The sequence below is a fragment of the Enterobacter sp. SORGH_AS_0287 genome (assembly GCF_031453695.1).
Lineage (GTDB): Bacteria > Pseudomonadota > Gammaproteobacteria > Enterobacterales > Enterobacteriaceae > Enterobacter > Enterobacter ludwigii.
The window spans coordinates 4,164,012-4,180,776 of sequence record NZ_JAVIZW010000001.1 but is presented as its reverse complement, the minus strand read 5'-3'; the positions used below and the strand labels follow the sequence as shown (position 1 = coordinate 4,180,776).

Sequence of the window (16,765 nt, the reverse complement as noted above, 5' to 3'; positions counted from 1 at the left end):
GATCATGAGTATTATTTCGACAAAATATCTTCTGCTGGACGCCCAGGCGAAAGGCTACGCCGTACCGGCGTTCAACATCCATAACGCGGAGACGATCCAGGCGATCCTCGAAGTGTGTAGTGAAATGCGATCGCCGGTGATCCTCGCGGGCACGCCGGGCACCTTTAAGCACATTGCACTGGAAGAGATCTACGCCCTGTGCAGCGCGTACTCCACCACTTACGACATGCCGCTGGCGCTGCACCTCGATCATCACGAATCGCTCGACGACATTCGTCGCAAAGTTAACGCGGGTGTGCGCAGCGCGATGATCGACGGCAGCCACTATCCGTTTGAGCAAAACGTAAAGCTGGTGAAATCAGTGGTCGACTTCTGCCACCTCAACGATTGCAGCGTTGAGGCCGAACTGGGCCGCCTGGGCGGCGTGGAAGATGACATGAGCGTGGACGCTGAAAGCGCGTTTCTGACCGACCCGCAGGAAGCGAAACGCTTCGTTGCGCTGACCGGCGTCGACAGCCTGGCCGTGGCCATCGGAACCGCTCACGGTCTTTATACCAAACGGCCGAAAATCGACTTCCGGCGGCTGGCTGAAATCCGCGACGTGGTGAGCGTACCGCTGGTGCTGCACGGGGCGAGTGATGTGCCGGATGACGATGTTCGCCGCACCATAGAGCTGGGCGTTTGCAAAGTGAACGTGGCAACCGAGCTAAAAATTGCGTTCTCTGGCGCCGTTAAGGCCTGGTTTGCTGAGAACCCGCAGGGCAACGATCCGCGTTTCTACATGCGGGTTGGCATGGATGCCATGAAAGACGTGGTCAGAAGCAAAATCACCGTGTGCGGCTCGGCGAACCGATTGCTGCTCACGGCGGAAGCCTGATCTCATCGCATAGAACATCAATAACTCAAAAATAACTATAAGCCTCGCAAATATGAAGGCGCGTCCTTAAGCCAGACAGCGCCTTCCATTACGATAAATAATTCCGAGGAGTCCCTACATGACACAGGAAAAGTCGTTTAAATCGAAAGCGTGGGAGTTTTTTCAGAGCCTGGGAAAGACCTTTATGTTCCCGGTCTCCCTTCTGGCCTTTATGGGGTTATTGCTGGGTATCGGTAGTTCTGTTACCAGCCCCTCCACCCTCAAAAGTTTCCCCTTTCTGGGCGGCGAATTAACTCAGCTCACCTTTGGCTTTATTGCCATGGTCGGCGGCTTCGCCTTTACCTATCTTCCCCTCATGTTTGCCATGGCGATCCCAATGGGGCTGGCCAGACGCAACAAAGCAGTGGGCGCTTTTGCCGGGTTTGTTGGCTATATGCTGATGAACATGAGCATCAATTATTACCTGATTGCGACCCACCAGCTTGCCGATGCCGCCTCCATGAGACAAGTCGGGCAATCGATGGTGCTGGGCATTCAAACCCTGGAGATGGGTGTGCTGGGCGGTATCGTGGTTGGGGTCATTACCTTTTTCCTGCACGAGCGTTTTCAGGACACCGTTTTACACGACGCGTTCGCCTTCTTTAGCGGCATTCGTTTTGTGCCGATTATCACCGCCCTCACCCTCTCACTGGTGGGGCTGTTTATTCCCCTGCTGTGGGAGTACGTTGCGCTGGGCATTACCGGGATTGGCCATATTATCCAGAGCACCAGCGTGTTCGGCCCGTTCCTCTACGGCGTGGGGGTACTACTGCTCAAACCCTTTGGCCTGCACCATATTTTGCTGGCGATGGTGCGCTTTACGCCCGCGGGCGGTATTGAAATGGTCAATGGTCATGAAGTCGCCGGGGCGCTGAACATTTTCTACGCCGAACTGAAAGCGGGTCTGCCGTTCAGCCCGCACGTTACCGCGTTCCTGTCGCAGGGCTTTATGCCGACCTTTATCTTCGGCTTACCGGCAGTGGCATACGCCATCTATCGCACGGCCCGCCCGGAAAACCGCCCGGTGATTAAAGGCCTGCTGCTCTCCGGCGTGCTGGTCTCCGTCGTCACCGGGATCTCCGAGCCAATTGAATTCCTGTTCTTGTTTATCGCCCCTGCCCTTTACGCCTTCCATATTGTGATGTCGGGCCTGGCGCTGATGGTCATGGCTCTGCTGGGGGTGACCATCGGCAACACCGACGGCGGCATTCTGGATCTGCTTATCTTCGGGGTCATGCAAGGAATGTCGACCAAATGGTATCTGGTATTCCCGGTAGGCATTGCCTGGTTTGCCCTCTACTTCTTCGTCTTCCGCTGGTACATCCTCAAACACGATATTAAAACGCCGGGCCGTGAAGTGGACACCCAGGGTGCACAGCAGGCCGTCGAGGCCAATACCCGGGCACGCGGAAAATCGAAATACGATCACGGGCTTATCCTGCGTGCGCTCGGCGGTAAAGAGAACATCGAGTCGCTTGATAATTGCATTACCCGGCTGCGTCTGGTGGTGAAAGACATGAGTCTGATCGACCAGCAGGCGTTAAAAGAGGCCGGTGCATTGTCGGTTGTGGTGCTGGATGCCCACAGCGTCCAGGTGATCATCGGCCCGCAGGTGCAAAGCGTAAAAACCGGCATTGAAGCCTTAATTTAACAGGGGGTTGTGGTGTTTAATTTTGACGAAATCATTGAGCGTAAAAGCGACCGGTGTCGAAAATGGGATCACGCCTTTGTCCGCTCGCGCTTTGGTGATGTGCCTGAAGGTTTTATCCCGCTGTGGATTGCCGATATGGATTTCACCTCCCCACCTGCCGTGACAGAAGGTTTCCAGCGCATCGTGGAGCATGGCACCTTCGGCTACACCTGGTGCTTTGACGAATTTTACGATGCGGTTATCGCCTTCCAGCGCGAACGACATCATGTTGACGTCGATGAATCGTGGATCACGCTGACGTACGGTACTGTCTCCACGCTGCATTATACGGTTCAGGCGTTTTGTAAACCTGGCGACGCGGTGATGATGAACACACCGGTGTACGATCCGTTTGCCATGGCCGCCCAGCGTCAGGGGGTAGCGATACTGGCAAACCCACTGTGCGTGAGGGAAAATCGCTACCAGCTTGATTTTAATCTGGTGGAAGAACAGCTCAGAACGTACCGTCCAAAACTGTGGTTCTTCTGCTCGCCGCATAACCCTTCCGGTAGGATCTGGCACGCCGATGAGATACGCCAGGTTTCAGACCTCTGTCAACGCTACGGCACCCTTCTGGTGGCTGATGAGGTCCACGCCGAACATATTCTGGACGGTCATTTCGTCAGCTGTCTGGCATCCGGCTGCGCGGCGCAGGACAATCTGATCCTGCTGACCTCCCCGAATAAAGCGTTCAACCTTGGCGGGCTGAAAACCTCCTACGCCATCATTCCGGATGCCACCCTGCGCCAGCGCTTTCGCCACCAGCTTGAGAAGAACGCCATCACCTCACCCAATATATTCGGGATATGGGGAATTATTCTTGCCTACCAGCATGGTTTGCCGTGGCTCGACGCGCTGAACGGTTATCTGCGCCGTAACGCTGGCTATCTGGCAGAGGCCATCCAGACCCACTTTCCGGCCTGGAAAATGATGAACCCGGAATCATCGTATCTGGCCTGGGTTGACGTCAGCGCAGATGAACGTAGCGCCACTGAATTGACCCGACATTTCGCCCATCAGGCTGGCGTCGTCCTCGAAGATGGCAGCCACTACGTCCAAAACGGCGAACACTACCTGCGCATTAATTTCGGCACCCAGCGCTACTGGCTGGAGCAGTCCATCACCCGAATGCTGAAGCATTACTAATAAGGATCTTACCCTGATGAAAAAAGTGCTCACACTCTCGATGCTTGCCTTGTGTGTTTCTCATGGCGCGGCGGCAGCGCAATACGCACTCGATAACGACTCCATTGCCCTCTCGTTTGATGACGCCAGTTCAACGGTGGTAGTGAAAGACAAAACGGCTAACCATCCGCTTACGCCGCAGGAGCTGTTCTTTCTGACCCTGCCGGATGAGACCAAAATTCACACCGCAGATTTTACAATTAAGCATGTAGAAAAACAGGCCAACGCGATTGTCATTGATTTCACCCGTCCGGATTTTAACGTGACGGTGAAGCTGAATCTGGTGAAGGGAAAATACGCCAGTATTGATTACACCATTGCGGCCGTCGGCCAGCCGCGAGAGGTGGCGAAAATCACCTTCTTCCCGACGAAAAAACAGTCTCAGGCGCCGTACGTTGATGGCGCCATCAACAGCTCGCCCATTATTGCTGATTCGTTCTTTATCCTGCCGGATAAGCCAATCGTTAATACGTATGCCTATGAAGCGACGACCAATCTGAACGTGGAGCTGAAAACGCCGGTTCAGCCTGACGCACCGGTCAGCTTTACCACCTACTTTGGCACGTTCCCGGAAACCAGCCAGCTGCGCCGTAGCGTAAACCAGTTTATCGACGCCGTGCGCCCACGGGCGTACAAACCCTATCTGCACTATAACAGCTGGATGGATATCGGCTTCTTTAACCCCTACACCGAACAGGATGTGCTGGGGCGGATGGATGAGTGGAATAAAGAATTTATCACCGGACGCGGCGTGGCGCTGGATGCGTTCCTGCTGGACGATGGCTGGGACGATCGTACCGGACGCTGGCTGTTTGGCCCGGCCTTCAGCCACGGCTTTGGTAAGGTCAGGGAAAAAGCGGACAGTCTGCACAGCTCCGTCGGGCTGTGGCTCTCACCGTGGGGAGGTTATAATAAGCCGCGCGATATTCGCGTCTCCCATGCCAAAGAGTACGGCTTCGAAACGGTAGACGGGAAGCTGGCTCTCTCGGGCCCGCGCTACTTCAAAAACTTCAATGAGCAGATCATCAAACTGATTAAAAACGAACATATCACCTCGTTTAAGCTCGACGGGATGGGCAACGCCAACTCGCATATTACTGGCAGCCAGTTCGCATCCGATTTTGATGCGTCTATCGCCCTGCTGCATAACATGCGCAGCGCAAACCCCAATCTGTTTATCAACCTGACGACCGGTACCGACGCCAGCCCGTCCTGGCTGTTCTATGCCGACTCCATCTGGCGTCAGGGGGATGACATCAACCTTTACGGCCCCGGCACGCCGGTACAGCAGTGGATGACCTACCGCGATGCTGAAACATACCGCTCTATTGTGCGTAAAGGCCCACTGTTCCCGCTGAACTCGCTGATGTACCACGGGATAGTTAGCGCGGAAAATGCCTATTACGGACTGGAGAAGGTGCAAACGGACAGCGATTTTGCCGATCAGGTCTGGAGCTACTTCGCCACAGGGACGCAACTGCAGGAGTTATATATCACGCCATCAATGCTGAATAAGGTGAAATGGGACACCCTGGCGCAGGCAGCAAAATGGGCGCGAAATAACGCCAGCGTGCTGGTGGATACGCATTGGATCGGTGGCGACCCGACGGCGCTTGAAGTTTACGGCTGGGCCTCCTGGAGCAAAGACAAAGCCATTCTGGGCTTGCGAAACCCGTCAGATAAGCCGCAAACCTATTATCTGGATTTGGCAAAAGACTTTGAAATCCCCACAGGGGGCATGGCGCAGTTCAGTCTGAACGCCGTGTACGGCAGTAACACAAGCGTACCAGGAGAGTATCAAAAGGCCGTGGTGATTACGCTGCAGCCGCTGGAAACGCTGGTGTACGAGGCCATTCCCGCGAAGTAAAATAAACTGGCCCGGCGTGATTGCCGGGCCGATAAATTACCCCTGCTGCTCCAGCGCATACTTATACAGTGCGTTTTTCTTCACGCCATGGATCTCTGCCGCCAGCGCAGCCGCTTTCTTGAGCGGCAGTTCAGCCTGCAGCAGCGCAAGTGTACGAAGCGCATCGGCAGGCAATGCGTCCTCCTGCGCCTTATGTCCTTCGACAATCAGCACCATCTCGCCCTTGCGGCGGTTTTCGTCTTCCTTCACCCACGCCAGCAGTTCTCCTACCGGTGCGCCGTGAATGGTTTCCCAGGTTTTGGTCAGCTCGCGTGCCAGCACCACGTAGCGGGCTTCCCCCCAGACGGTCACCATATCTTCCAGGCTTTCCAGCAGGCGATGCGTAGATTCGTAGAAAATCAGGGTGCGCGGTTCAGCTTCCAGCGCTTTTAACACGTCGCGGCGGCCTTTGGATTTGGCAGGCAGGAAACCTTCATAGCAGAAGCGGTCGGAAGGCAGGCCCGCAGCGCTCAGCGCCGCGATAGCCGCACATGGGCCAGGCAGTGGTACCACGCGGATCCCGGCTTCACGGCAGGTACGCACCAGATGGTAGCCGGGGTCGTTAATCAGCGGCGTACCCGCATCGGAGACCAGGGCAATGTTCTGCCCCTCTTTCAGCTTCGCCACCAGCGTTTCGGCTTTTTGTTGCTCATTGTGATCGTGTAACGCGAACAAACGCGCGCTAATGGCGAAGTGCTGGAGCAGTAAGCCTGTGTGTCGGGTATCTTCAGCGGCAATTAAATCAACAGCCTGCAATACGGTAAGCGCACGTTGGGTAATATCAGATAAATTCCCGATAGGAGTAGGTACAATATAGAGCTGGCCTTGAGAATTATCTGCCGTTTCGTGTTGTTTCATTGTTTCGTCCGTATTGCCGATTTAATATTGAGCATTGCGTAAAAAAAATCACTGGATACAGTATGGTACCGTTAACGTTTCTTCGAAAAAAAGCCACGCGCAGCGTGCCGCTCCTGCTGGCAGCCCTGATCTTTGCAGGCTGTGGCACCCAGGCACCCGACCAGAGCACCGCCCATTTGCAGGGTTCTGCTCAGGCTGACTCTGGCTTTTATCTGCAACAAATGTCGCAGAGCTCAAATGATACCAAGACCAACTGGCAATTACTCGCCATTCGTGCACTGCTGAAAGAGGGGAAAACCCAGCAGGCTGCCGAATTGTTCAACCAGTTGCCAAAAGATCTGAATGATGTTCAGCGTCGTGAGCAGAGCCTGCTCTCTGCCGAGCTGAAAGTCGCGCTGAAAGATTACGATGCCGCGAAAAAGATCCTCGGGGATATCGACGTGAGCGCGCTGGACAAAAATCAGCAGGCTCGCTTCTGGCAGGCGGGCATTACCGCTGAACAGGGCCGCCCTTCCCTGACGCTGCTCCGTGCGCTGATCGCCCAGGAGCCTCTGCTCGGCGGGGCTGATAAGCAGAAAAATATCGATGCCACGTGGCAGGCGCTGGCCTCTATGACGCAGGAGCAGGCGCGTGCACTGGTGATCAATGCAGATGAAAACGTCCTGCAGGGCTGGCTGGATCTGCAGCAGATGTGGTTTAACAACCGCAACGATCCGAAGATGCTGAAAGCCGGTATCACTGACTGGCAGACCCGCTACCCGCAGAATCCGGGCGCGAAAATGCTGCCGACGCAGCTGGTAAACGTGCATAACTTTAAGCCGGCCTCGACCAGCAAGATTGCACTCCTTCTGCCCTTAAACGGTCAGGCGGCGGTATTCGGTCGCACTATTCAGCAGGGTTTTGAAGCCGCGAAAAACGGCACGACGCCAGTGACGGGCAGCGCAGTACCGACCCAGGCAGCACAGGCGGCAAACGTGAACGACGTGGTCAGCCCTTCCGCCGCTGAAACCAGTGACCTGACCACCGCGCAGACGCCGGCACAGGGAACGATGCAGAACCCGGTAACGGCCCCTACGACGGCAACGCCAGCGCCGGCTGAAACTCAAGCAGCTCCGGCGACTGACGCCGCGTCTGAACAACCTCAACCGCAGAACGTTCAGCCTGCACCGCCCGCCACGCCGGCGCCGGCTGAAACTCAAGCAGCCCCGGCGACTGACACCGCGTCTGAACAACCTCAACCGCAGAACGTTCAGCCTGCACCGCCCGCAGAACAAACGGCACAACCTGTCGCGCAAACACCGTCGGTGGCCACCACCAGCGCGAACCCGGGTGCTGAGCTGAAAATCTACGACACCAGTTCGAAGCCACTTGACCAGGTACTGGCGCAGGTTCAACAGGATGGTGCGAGCATCGTTGTCGGCCCGCTGCTGAAAAACAATGTCGAAGAGTTGATGAAGAGCAATACCACGCTGAACGTGCTGGCACTCAACCAGCCAGAGCAGGTTCAGAACCGTGCCAATATTTGCTACTTCGCGCTGTCGCCGGAAGATGAAGCCCGCGATGCGGCGCGTCATATTCACGAGCAGGGTAAACAGGCTCCGCTGTTGCTCATCCCACGCAGTACGCTGGGGGATCGCGTTGCTAATGCTTTTGCCGATGAGTGGCAGAAGTTGGGCGGCGGTATTGTGCTGCAGCAGAAATTCGGCTCCGCGTCTGAACTGCGCGCGGGCGTCAATGGCGGAGCGGGCATTGCCCTCAACGGCAGCCCGGTCAGCGCAAGCCTGCCGCAGCAACAGAGTGTGACCATTGGCGGTCTGTCGATCCCTGCGCCACCTACCGACGCGCAGATCAGCGGTGGCGGTAAAGTGGATGCAGCGTATATCGTTGCCACCCCGCAGGAAATCGCCTTCATCAAACCGATGATTGCAATGCGTAACGGCAGCCAGAGCGGCGCAACGCTGTACGCCAGTTCACGCAGCGCGCAAGGTACCGCCGGCCCGGATTTCCGTCTGGAGATGGACGGCCTGCAGTACAGCGAAATTCCCATGCTCGCAGGCAGCAACCCGGCCCTGATGCAGCAGGCGCTGAGCACCGTCCGCAACGACTACTCTCTGGCACGTCTGTATGCCATGGGTGTCGATGCCTGGGCGCTGGCGAACCACTTTACCCAGATGCGTCAGGTGCCGGGCTTTGAGCTTAACGGCAATACCGGCGATCTGACGGCCACTCAGGATTGTGTGATTAACAGGAAGTTATCATGGCTCAAATACCAGCAGGGGCAAATCGTCCCGGCCAGTTAAGCCGTAAAGAGACCGGTGACGCGTGGGAATTAAAAGCGCGTCGCTGGCTTGAAGGCAAAGGACTGCACTTTATCGCCGCTAACGTTCGCGGACGTGGCGGCGAAATCGACCTCATCATGAAAGACGGTGAGGTCATCGTGTTTGTAGAAGTTCGCTACCGACAGTCTTCCCGTTTTGGCGGCGCTGCCGCCAGCGTGACGTTCGCCAAACAACATAAATTATTACAGACTGCCCACTTGTGGCTTGCCCGCCATAATGGGAGTTTTGATACTGTGGATTGCCGGTTCGATGTGGTAGCCTTCACCGGCAATGCGATCGAATGGCTGAAAAACGCTTTTGGCGAAGACGCATAATTAAGATTTAAAAGGGATAACGTGCTCGAAAGAATTAAAGTGTGCTTCACTGAAAGCATCCAGACTCAGATTGCAGCGGCGGAAGCCCTTCCGGACGCTATCTCTCGTGCCGCTATGACGCTGGTGCAATCCCTGCTCAACGGCAACAAAATCCTCTGTTGTGGCAATGGCACTTCAGCCGCCAACGCACAGCATTTTGCTGCCAGTATGATCAATCGTTTTGAAACAGAACGACCGAGTTTACCCGCCATTGCACTTAATACCGATAATGTGGTCTTAACAGCGATTGCTAACGATCGTCTGCATGATGAGATTTACGCAAAGCAGGTGCGAGCCCTGGGTCATGCCGGAGATGTTCTGCTGGCAATCTCCACGCGCGGTAATAGCCGGGACATTGTCAAAGCCGTTGAAGCCGCCGTCACCCGCGACATGACTATCGTTGCCTTAACAGGCTATGACGGTGGTGAGCTGGCGGGTTTGCTTGGGCCGCAGGATGTGGAAATCCGCATTCCCTCTCACCGTAGCGCGCGCATTCAGGAGATGCATATGCTCACGGTGAACTGCTTATGCGATTTGATCGATAACACGCTTTTCCCTCACCAGGATGATTAAGGAGTTCTTATGAAGGCTTTATCGACCCTCGCAGTCCTTATGTCTGCATTACTGCTTCAGGGATGTATCGCTGCGGCTGTCGTGGGTACCGCCGCGGTTGGTACTAAAGCGGCAACCGACCCGCGTTCCGTAGGGACACAGGTCGATGACGGTACGCTGGAGCTGCGCGTCAACAGTGCGCTGTCGAAAGACGAACAAATCAAGAAAGAAGCGCGTATCAACGTCACGGCCTACCAGGGCAAAGTGTTGCTGACGGGCCAGTCGCCGAATACCGAACTCTCCAGCCGCGCAAAACAGATCGCAATGGGCGTTGAGGGCACCACGGAAGTCTTCAATGAAATCCGTCAGGGGCAGCCAATCAGCCTGGGTACCGCGTCGTCTGATACCTGGATCACCACCAAAGTTCGCTCCCAGCTGCTGGGCTCGGACCAGGTGAAATCCTCAAACGTGAAAGTGACAACGGAAAACGGCGAAGTGTTCCTGCTGGGTCTGGTCACCGACCGTGAAGGGAAAGCGGCGGCCGATATCGCCAGCCGGGTGAGCGGCGTGAAACACGTCACCACCGCCTTCACCTACATCAAGTAACCAGAACGTCTGACAGAAAGCCCGGTAAGCGGTAACGCTACCGGGCTTTTTTTATACCAGTGCAATACTTCCTACCATCACCCCGCTCAGCGCCACCAGCCCCGCGGTCAGCCACAGCGCTTTCGCCGGGAATGACTTACGCAACATGACAAGCGACGGCAGGCTGATTGCAGGCAAGGTAATCAGCAGCGCCAGTGCAGGCGCGGTGCCCATCCCGGCCAGCATCATGGTCTGAACAATGGGAATTTCAGCGGCCGTTGGGATCACGAACAGGCAACCGGCAACGGCCATTGCAACGACCCACAGCAGCGTGTTGTCGATAGCCCCGTCCGCATGCGGGAACAGCCAGACGCGCGCCGCGCCCAGCACCAGAACCGCCAGGATATAGACCGGGATGGTGCTCCAGAAAAGTTGCCACAGCGCCCTGCCCCAGCGCGCGAAGAAGCCGCCCTGCGGTTCGCTGATATCCACGTCAACTGACGCAGGCGCTACGGTTTTGTCTTTCACCAGATGTTGCACCAGGGTCGCCACGACCAGCACCGTCAGCAGCCCGGCCACCAGACGAATAATGGCGAAATGCCAGCCCAGCACAAAGCCCATAAACACCAGCGTCGCCGGGTTTAACAACGGGTTCCCCATCCAGAAAGCAAGCGCACCGCCCATCGAGACGCGCTGACGACGCATCCCGGCGGCCACAGGCGCCGCACAGCACGAGCACATCATGCCCGGCAGGGAGAAAATCGTCCCCAGCAGCGTACCCTGAAAGCGGGGCTGACCGAGGGTTTTCACCAGCCAGTGACGCGGGATAAGCACCTGAATCAGCGAGCCCAGCAGGACGCCCAGTACCGCGGCTTTCCAGACGGCAAGGAAATAGACCATGGCGTAATCCCACGCCGCCTGAAGCGGGCTGGAATCAGCCTGAGCGAGAATAGATTTTCCGATACTGTGCGTTTCGGCGGCCGTGAAGGCTTTACCGTAGTACGGCTGCCATTTCACATACCAGAGGCCGATGATGACCACGAGAAAGAAGAGCGCGGGCTTCCACCATTGAACAGGTGAAGCCGCCTGAGATGAAGACTGACCAGTCATAGCATTCCCCGGAGAGTAGTAGGTTATTAGCCGGGGGAGTTTACGCCTCGCCCTGTGCGATTTCACGCAGTTTTGCCGACGGGATGATATTCACGCCCTCCTGCGATGGCGAGAGCCCTTCTTTTAGCATCGCACGCGCCACGTCCGCTGCCTCAATGGATTTCCAGTTACCCGGCAGGATGCGGAACAGAGGCGCGAAAAACGATTCGTTAAAACGACGTTCATCCCGGTGCCCGAGCAGCATGGAGGGGCGAACAATGGTCAGTTGCTCCCACTTCTGGGCAATCAGCGCCTCTTCCATTTTGCCCTTCACCTTGTTGTAGAAAAAAGGTGACCCGGCATTGGCACCGAGCGAACTGATTACCACAAAATGTGTTGCCCCCAGCTTTTTAGCCGTCAGCGCCGTATCGACCACCAGCGTGTAGTCCGCATGCACAAAGGCCTCTTTACTGCCCGCTTCACGCAGCGTTGTACCGAGGCAGCAAAAGGCGATATCAACAGGATCCTGTACCTGCGCCAGTGCGTCGGTAAGCTGCGGGTCGTGGGGGTTAAAGACGCCGGAGATATCCGCGAGAGGCCGACGCGTCGGGGCGGCAATATAGTTAACCCGGTGCTCCTGAAGCAGCAGCCGCAGCAGATGTCCGCCCACCAGCCCGGTCGCGCCGGTAATCAGTACCTGACTCATCTCATCTCCCCTTTACAGAATTGTCCGTTTGCGAACTCAGCGTCGTCGACCACACTTAGAAGTCTGTTACAGGTAAGTATTTACCACAAGCGGAGAAAAATCTGTCTGAAGCCAAAACAACGGAGGAAGCATGGGCAAGAAAATCGCAGTCTTGATCACCGACGAGTTTGAAGATTCAGAATTCACCTCGCCAGCCGAGGCATTTCGCAAGGCAGGACATGAGGTCATCACCATTGAGAAAGAGGCGGGTAAAACGGTGAAAGGCCATAAGGGCGAAGCCAGCGTGACCATCGATGAAACCATCGATAACGTCAGCCCGTCAGATTTCGATGCCCTGCTGTTACCCGGCGGTCATTCACCGGATTCCCTGCGTGGGGATGAACGGTTCGTGACCTTCACGCGAGACTTTGTCTCGACGGGCAAACCGGTCTTTGCCATCTGCCACGGTCCGCAGCTGCTCATCAGCGCAGATGTCGTGCGCGGGCGTAAACTCACGGCCGTGAAACCGATCGTTATCGATCTGAAAAATGCGGGGGCTGAGTTTTACGATCAGGAGGTTGTGAACGACAAAGACCAGCTGATCACCAGCAGGACCCCGGACGATCTGCCCGCGTTTAACCGTGAAGCGCTACGCCTGCTCGGCGCGTAGCCAGTGAAGCTTTGTGCCAAAGCCCAGGGTGTTGTCGGTAAATTTCAGCTCATCAAGGCGGATTTCCCACACCGGAGCTTTTAGCGCAATGGCAACCGGAAAGCGGCGCGTGTAGCGTTTTCGCTGCGCGTCGCTCTCTTCTCCGTCCAGGCGGCGGATCTCCCCTTTAAACTGCAGGCCACGAATCAGCGCGACCGTTTTAGGCTGGCCGTTCACCGTGCCCGCCACCTTCGCCTGCGGACCCGACATTTGCGCATGACGGGTTTTATCCTCGCTCAGAACATAAAAGGCGACACGCTCGGGATCGTAGTAATAAAACGCGTTTGCACACCACATTTCACCTTCGTCATACACGCACCAGGTGACGACATGCTGTTTTGCCAGCCAGCGGTTAATGGTGGTCAGAGTTTCCATTTTCGCTCTCTCTCATGCTAAGGTGCGTTCACCTTAACATACTGAATCTGTTTACCGTGTGCTGGTTTCTCTATCTTGTTCGTACCGCCGATAACGCCCTGTACACCGGGATCACTACCGATGTGGCGCGGCGTTTTCTGCAACATCAAACGGGGAAAGGTGCCAAAGCGCTGCGGGGGAAAGGGGAATTACAGCTCGCCTTTTCAGCGCCCGTTGGCGACAGATCGCTGGCGCTCAGAATGGAATACCGCATTAAGCAACTGACGAAGCGTCAGAAAGAGCGCCTCGTCACCGGAGACGGCTCCTTTGAGGCGCTTCGCGAGAGCCTGATTAAAAGCGATTGAAATGGTCGTGATACTCAACCAGACCGTTCACGCCATTAAGCGCGTCATCCGCCAGACGGTGCACCTGGAAGGCGGATTCCGTTCCCGGCCAGCGGCAGCGGAGATCGTAATGCGCTGCCGGCTCGAAGCCTAAACGGCCATAGAACGTAGCATCTCCCAGCGTCACCACGGCGGCATAGCCAAATTCGTTGAGCGAGTCCAGCCCTTCGTAAACCAGCTGGCGCGCCAGCCCCTGGCCGCGGTAGTGCTCATCAACCGCCAGCGGTGCCATTCCTACCCACTGTAACTCTTCGCCCTGAACGGTAACCGGGCTGAAGGCAACATAGCCCACCACCTGACCTTCGTCATCGGTGGCAACCAGCCCCAGCGTAATCAGGCCGTCTTCGCGGAGATCGTGGACCAGTTGCGCTTCGTCATCCCGCGCAAAAGAGCGGCGTAACAACGCATCGATACCCGGTGCATCAATCCCAATTTCGACTCGAATCAGCATGGCTCACCTACTGAAGTGTGTTTACTTTCCGGCGGGGTTTTCAGCCCCGCCTCAACGAAATCTGCCATTTGCATCAACATCACACGCAGCGCTTTCGGCATCTGCTCCAGCTCAATGGCATCCATTAAATTCTTCACGTACAGACCAAGTTCCGTATCGCCTTCGATAACCAGGCGGCGCTGGAAGAAGAGTGTGTCCGGATCCTGCTTACGCGCGGCGATCATCAGCAGATCGCTGGCGCTGGCGCTAAAGCTCACATCCGCGTCGGCGGACTCACGGACGATCAGTTGGTCATTCTCAACAGAGGTAAACCAGCGCAGCCCGATATCGTGGACGTCAATGCTTAACCAGCGCCCTTCCAGGAACGCCAGCTCACCGTCCTGCAGTGCCTGGCGGAATTGCCAGCTCAGCACCTGCTCCAGCACCTGGCGTTTAAGCGCGAACGGGGCCAGTTTTACCGGCACGCTCAGCATTGATGGACCAAATTGTACGAGACGTGAACGCAGTTTATCCAGCACGAGCTTTACTCCCTGATAGCTATAGTCCTGCTATTTTGCCATATCCGAAGCACAACATAGCGGCGTAAATCAACAAACTGTCGTCAGGTGTACCTCATTATTGGTGCCATCAATACGCCATTAGCTGCCTTAAATCAAAAATTGTCGCGTATGGGTTAATTAAAATCCCAGCTCGTTAACAAATTTGCGATCGACTACATCAGGATAAATTATGGAGCTGCTCTGCCCAGCCGGAAATCTTCCGGCGCTTAAGGCGGCCATCGAAAATGGGGCCGATGCGGTCTATATCGGGCTGAAAGATGATACCAACGCCCGCCATTTTGCTGGCCTCAACTTTACGGAGAAAAAGCTTCAGGAAGCCGTTACCTTCGTCCACCAGCACCGCCGCAAACTGCATATCGCCATCAATACCTTCGCCCATCCTGATGGCTACGCCCGCTGGCAACGCGCGGTGGATATGGCAGCACAGCTGGGCGCCGATGCGCTGATCCTCGCCGACCTCGCTATGCTTGAGTATGCGGCAGAACGCTATCCCCATATTGAGCGTCACGTCTCCGTTCAGGCATCTGCCACTAACGAAGAGGCGGTGCGTTTTTATCATCGTCACTTTGATGTTGCCCGCGTGGTGCTGCCACGCGTGCTCTCTATTCATCAGGTTAAGCAACTCGCGCGCGTCACGCCAGTACCACTGGAAGTTTTTGCCTTTGGCAGCCTGTGTATCATGGCCGAAGGCCGTTGCTATCTCTCCTCCTATTTAACCGGCGAGTCCCCCAATACCGTTGGGGCCTGCTCACCCGCCCGCTTTGTTCGCTGGCAACAGACGCCGCAGGGGCTGGAATCGCGCCTGAACGACGTGCTGATTGACCGCTATCAGGATGGCGAAAATGCCGGTTACCCGACGCTGTGCAAAGGCCGCTATCTGGTAGACGGCGAGCGTTACCACGCGCTGGAAGAGCCAACCAGCCTTAATACGCTGGAACTGCTGCCAGAACTGCTGGCCGCCAATATCGCCTCGGTGAAAATTGAGGGCCGCCAGCGCAGCCCGGCGTACGTCAGCCAGGTGGCGAAAGTCTGGCGCCAGGCTATCGATCGCTGCATGGCAGACCCGCAGAACTACGCACCGCAACCGGCGTGGATGGAGACACTCGGTGCGATGTCCGAGGGTACACAAACCACGCTTGGCGCGTATCACCGTAAATGGCAGTGAGATAATCATGAAATATTCATTAGGGCCGGTGCTCTACTACTGGCCAAAAGAGACGCTGGAAGATTTTTACCACCAGGCCGCGACCAGCAGCGCAGATGTGATTTACCTCGGTGAAGCGGTATGCAGCAAACGCCGCGCCACCAAAGTGGGCGACTGGCTGGATATGGCGAAAAGCCTCGCCGGAAGCGGTAAACAGGTGGTGCTCTCAACGCTCGCCCTCGTCCAGGCCTCCTCCGAACTGGGTGAACTCAAACGCTACGTAGAGAACGGTGAATTCCTGCTGGAAGCCAGCGATCTGGGCGTAGTGAACATGTGCGCCGAACGCAGGCTGCCGTTTGTCGCAGGCCATGCGCTGAACTGCTATAACGCCGTGACGCTGCGCCTGCTGCTTAAACAGGGGATGACGCGCTGGTGCATGCCGGTCGAACTCTCGCGCGACTGGCTGGCTAACCTGCTCAACCAGTGCGAAACGCTGGGCATTCGCAATCAGTTTGAGGTGGAAGTACTGAGCTATGGTCATCTGCCGCTGGCCTATTCTGCCCGCTGCTTCACCGCCCGCTCTGAAGACCGCCCGAAAGACGAGTGTGAAACCTGCTGCATCAAGTACCCGAACGGGCGCAGCATGCTGTCGCAGGAAAATCAGCAGGTGTTCGTCCTGAACGGTATCCAGACCATGAGCGGCTATGTGTATAACCTCGGCAATGAACTGGCGTCGATGAACGGTCTGGTCGATATGGTGCGCCTGTCACCGGTGGATACGGGCGTATTCGCCATGCTGGATGCCTTCCGCGCCAATGAAAACGGTGATGCTCCGCTGCCGTTAACCGCTAACAGCGACTGTAACGGCTACTGGAAACGCCTCCCCGGGCTGGTGTTACAGGGCTGAAGAAGAAATGTAAAAGCTCACTTTGTTAACAACGGTTATTAAATTTTAATGCACTATTAAAAGATTCACCGTCGACAA

Annotated in this window: 18 protein-coding genes; 12 read left to right on the top strand and 6 right to left on the bottom strand. The window is 56.2% G+C overall.

What is annotated here, in order from left to right; genetic code table 11:
- The first annotated feature begins 4 nt into the window (after positions 1 to 4).
- The 4 genes from kbaY to QE396_RS19895 all read left to right on the top strand — a co-directional run bounded on the left by kbaY (position 5) and on the right by QE396_RS19895 (position 5,658).
- Positions 5 to 877, top strand: coding sequence for a tagatose-bisphosphate aldolase subunit KbaY (gene kbaY / locus QE396_RS19910; RefSeq protein WP_020883554.1), 873 nt, complete (start codon positions 5 to 7; stop codon positions 875 to 877).
- A 118-nt stretch (positions 878 to 995) separates the two neighbouring features.
- The gene (gene malX, locus QE396_RS19905; RefSeq protein ID WP_020883553.1) at positions 996 to 2,567 is read left to right on the top strand and encodes a maltose/glucose-specific PTS transporter subunit IIBC; all 1,572 of its coding nucleotides are present in this window, start codon (positions 996 to 998) and stop codon (positions 2,565 to 2,567) included.
- 12 nt (positions 2,568 to 2,579) lie between these two features.
- The gene (locus tag QE396_RS19900; RefSeq protein WP_032670150.1) at positions 2,580 to 3,752 is read left to right on the top strand and encodes a MalY/PatB family protein; all 1,173 of its coding nucleotides are present in this window, start codon (positions 2,580 to 2,582) and stop codon (positions 3,750 to 3,752) included.
- A gap of 16 nt (positions 3,753 to 3,768) precedes the next feature.
- Positions 3,769 to 5,658 carry an enterotoxin gene (locus QE396_RS19895; protein ID WP_309952218.1) on the top strand — a complete coding sequence of 630 codons (1,890 nt, stop codon included), beginning with the start codon at positions 3,769 to 3,771 and terminating at the stop codon, positions 5,656 to 5,658.
- A 36-nt stretch (positions 5,659 to 5,694) separates the two neighbouring features.
- On the opposite strand, the gene rsmI is transcribed toward QE396_RS19895, so the two are convergent.
- Positions 5,695 to 6,555 (bottom strand): 16S rRNA (cytidine(1402)-2'-O)-methyltransferase, encoded by an 861-nt coding sequence (gene rsmI / locus QE396_RS19890; RefSeq protein ID WP_014171761.1) that lies wholly within the window; start codon positions 6,553 to 6,555, stop codon positions 5,695 to 5,697.
- 62 nt (positions 6,556 to 6,617) lie between these two features.
- Between rsmI and QE396_RS19885 the strand changes: the two genes are divergently transcribed.
- The 4 genes from QE396_RS19885 to dolP are packed head-to-tail and all read left to right on the top strand — an operon-like array spanning position 6,618 to position 10,405.
- Entirely contained in the window at positions 6,618 to 8,855 is a 2,238-nt protein-coding gene (locus QE396_RS19885) for a penicillin-binding protein activator (protein WP_309952214.1), read from the top strand.
- Positions 8,813 to 9,208, top strand: a complete 396-nt coding sequence (locus tag QE396_RS19880) for a YraN family protein (RefSeq protein ID WP_020883549.1) — start codon at positions 8,813 to 8,815, stop codon at positions 9,206 to 9,208. Before QE396_RS19885 ends, QE396_RS19880 begins: the two co-directional genes overlap by 43 nt.
- A gap of 21 nt (positions 9,209 to 9,229) precedes the next feature.
- Positions 9,230 to 9,820 (top strand): DnaA initiator-associating protein DiaA, encoded by a 591-nt coding sequence (gene diaA / locus QE396_RS19875; RefSeq protein WP_003861754.1) that lies wholly within the window; start codon positions 9,230 to 9,232, stop codon positions 9,818 to 9,820.
- Between the two features lie 9 nt (positions 9,821 to 9,829).
- On the top strand, positions 9,830 to 10,405 hold the full coding sequence (gene dolP, locus QE396_RS19870; RefSeq protein WP_014171764.1) for a division/outer membrane stress-associated lipid-binding lipoprotein: 576 nt from the start codon (positions 9,830 to 9,832) through the stop codon (positions 10,403 to 10,405).
- A 51-nt stretch (positions 10,406 to 10,456) separates the two neighbouring features.
- Here the strand turns inward: dolP and QE396_RS19865 are convergent, their stop codons facing one another.
- Positions 10,457 to 11,494 (bottom strand): permease, encoded by a 1,038-nt coding sequence (locus tag QE396_RS19865; RefSeq protein ID WP_020883548.1) that lies wholly within the window; start codon positions 11,492 to 11,494, stop codon positions 10,457 to 10,459.
- Positions 11,495 to 11,534: 40 nt separating this feature from the next.
- The gene (locus tag QE396_RS19860) at positions 11,535 to 12,179 is read right to left on the bottom strand and encodes an NAD(P)H-binding protein (RefSeq protein WP_020883547.1); all 645 of its coding nucleotides are present in this window, start codon (positions 12,177 to 12,179) and stop codon (positions 11,535 to 11,537) included.
- Between the two features lie 130 nt (positions 12,180 to 12,309).
- Here QE396_RS19860 and QE396_RS19855 point away from each other — a divergent pair, with 130 nt between their 5' ends.
- Positions 12,310 to 12,828, top strand: a complete 519-nt coding sequence (locus QE396_RS19855) for a type 1 glutamine amidotransferase domain-containing protein (protein ID WP_014171767.1) — start codon at positions 12,310 to 12,312, stop codon at positions 12,826 to 12,828.
- Here QE396_RS19855 and QE396_RS19850 read toward each other — a convergent pair.
- Entirely contained in the window at positions 12,808 to 13,242 is a 435-nt protein-coding gene (locus tag QE396_RS19850; RefSeq protein ID WP_020883546.1) for a YhbP family protein, read from the bottom strand. The genes QE396_RS19855 and QE396_RS19850 overlap by 21 nt on opposite strands.
- 14 nt (positions 13,243 to 13,256) lie before the next feature.
- On the opposite strand from QE396_RS19850, the gene QE396_RS19845 reads away from it, so the two are divergent.
- Positions 13,257 to 13,586: a GIY-YIG nuclease family protein gene (locus QE396_RS19845; RefSeq protein WP_014171769.1), complete on the top strand. Its 330-nt coding sequence runs from the start codon at positions 13,257 to 13,259 to the stop codon at positions 13,584 to 13,586.
- Here the strand turns inward: QE396_RS19845 and QE396_RS19840 are convergent.
- Both QE396_RS19840 and QE396_RS19835 read right to left on the bottom strand, forming a co-directional pair.
- Positions 13,573 to 14,076, bottom strand: a complete 504-nt coding sequence (locus tag QE396_RS19840) for a GNAT family N-acetyltransferase (RefSeq protein WP_020883545.1) — start codon at positions 14,074 to 14,076, stop codon at positions 13,573 to 13,575. The genes QE396_RS19845 and QE396_RS19840 overlap by 14 nt on opposite strands.
- Positions 14,070 to 14,594 (bottom strand): SCP2 domain-containing protein, encoded by a 525-nt coding sequence (locus QE396_RS19835; RefSeq protein ID WP_020883544.1) that lies wholly within the window; start codon positions 14,592 to 14,594, stop codon positions 14,070 to 14,072. The genes QE396_RS19840 and QE396_RS19835 overlap by 7 nt, the downstream gene beginning before the upstream one ends.
- A 211-nt stretch (positions 14,595 to 14,805) precedes the next feature.
- On the opposite strand from QE396_RS19835, the gene QE396_RS19830 reads away from it, so the two are divergent.
- Both QE396_RS19830 and QE396_RS19825 read left to right on the top strand, forming a co-directional pair.
- Positions 14,806 to 15,801 (top strand): peptidase U32 family protein, encoded by a 996-nt coding sequence (locus tag QE396_RS19830; protein ID WP_020883543.1) that lies wholly within the window; start codon positions 14,806 to 14,808, stop codon positions 15,799 to 15,801.
- Between the two features lie 7 nt (positions 15,802 to 15,808).
- Positions 15,809 to 16,687 (top strand): U32 family peptidase, encoded by an 879-nt coding sequence (locus QE396_RS19825; RefSeq protein WP_020883542.1) that lies wholly within the window; start codon positions 15,809 to 15,811, stop codon positions 16,685 to 16,687.
- Positions 16,688 to 16,765 lie beyond the last annotated feature (78 nt).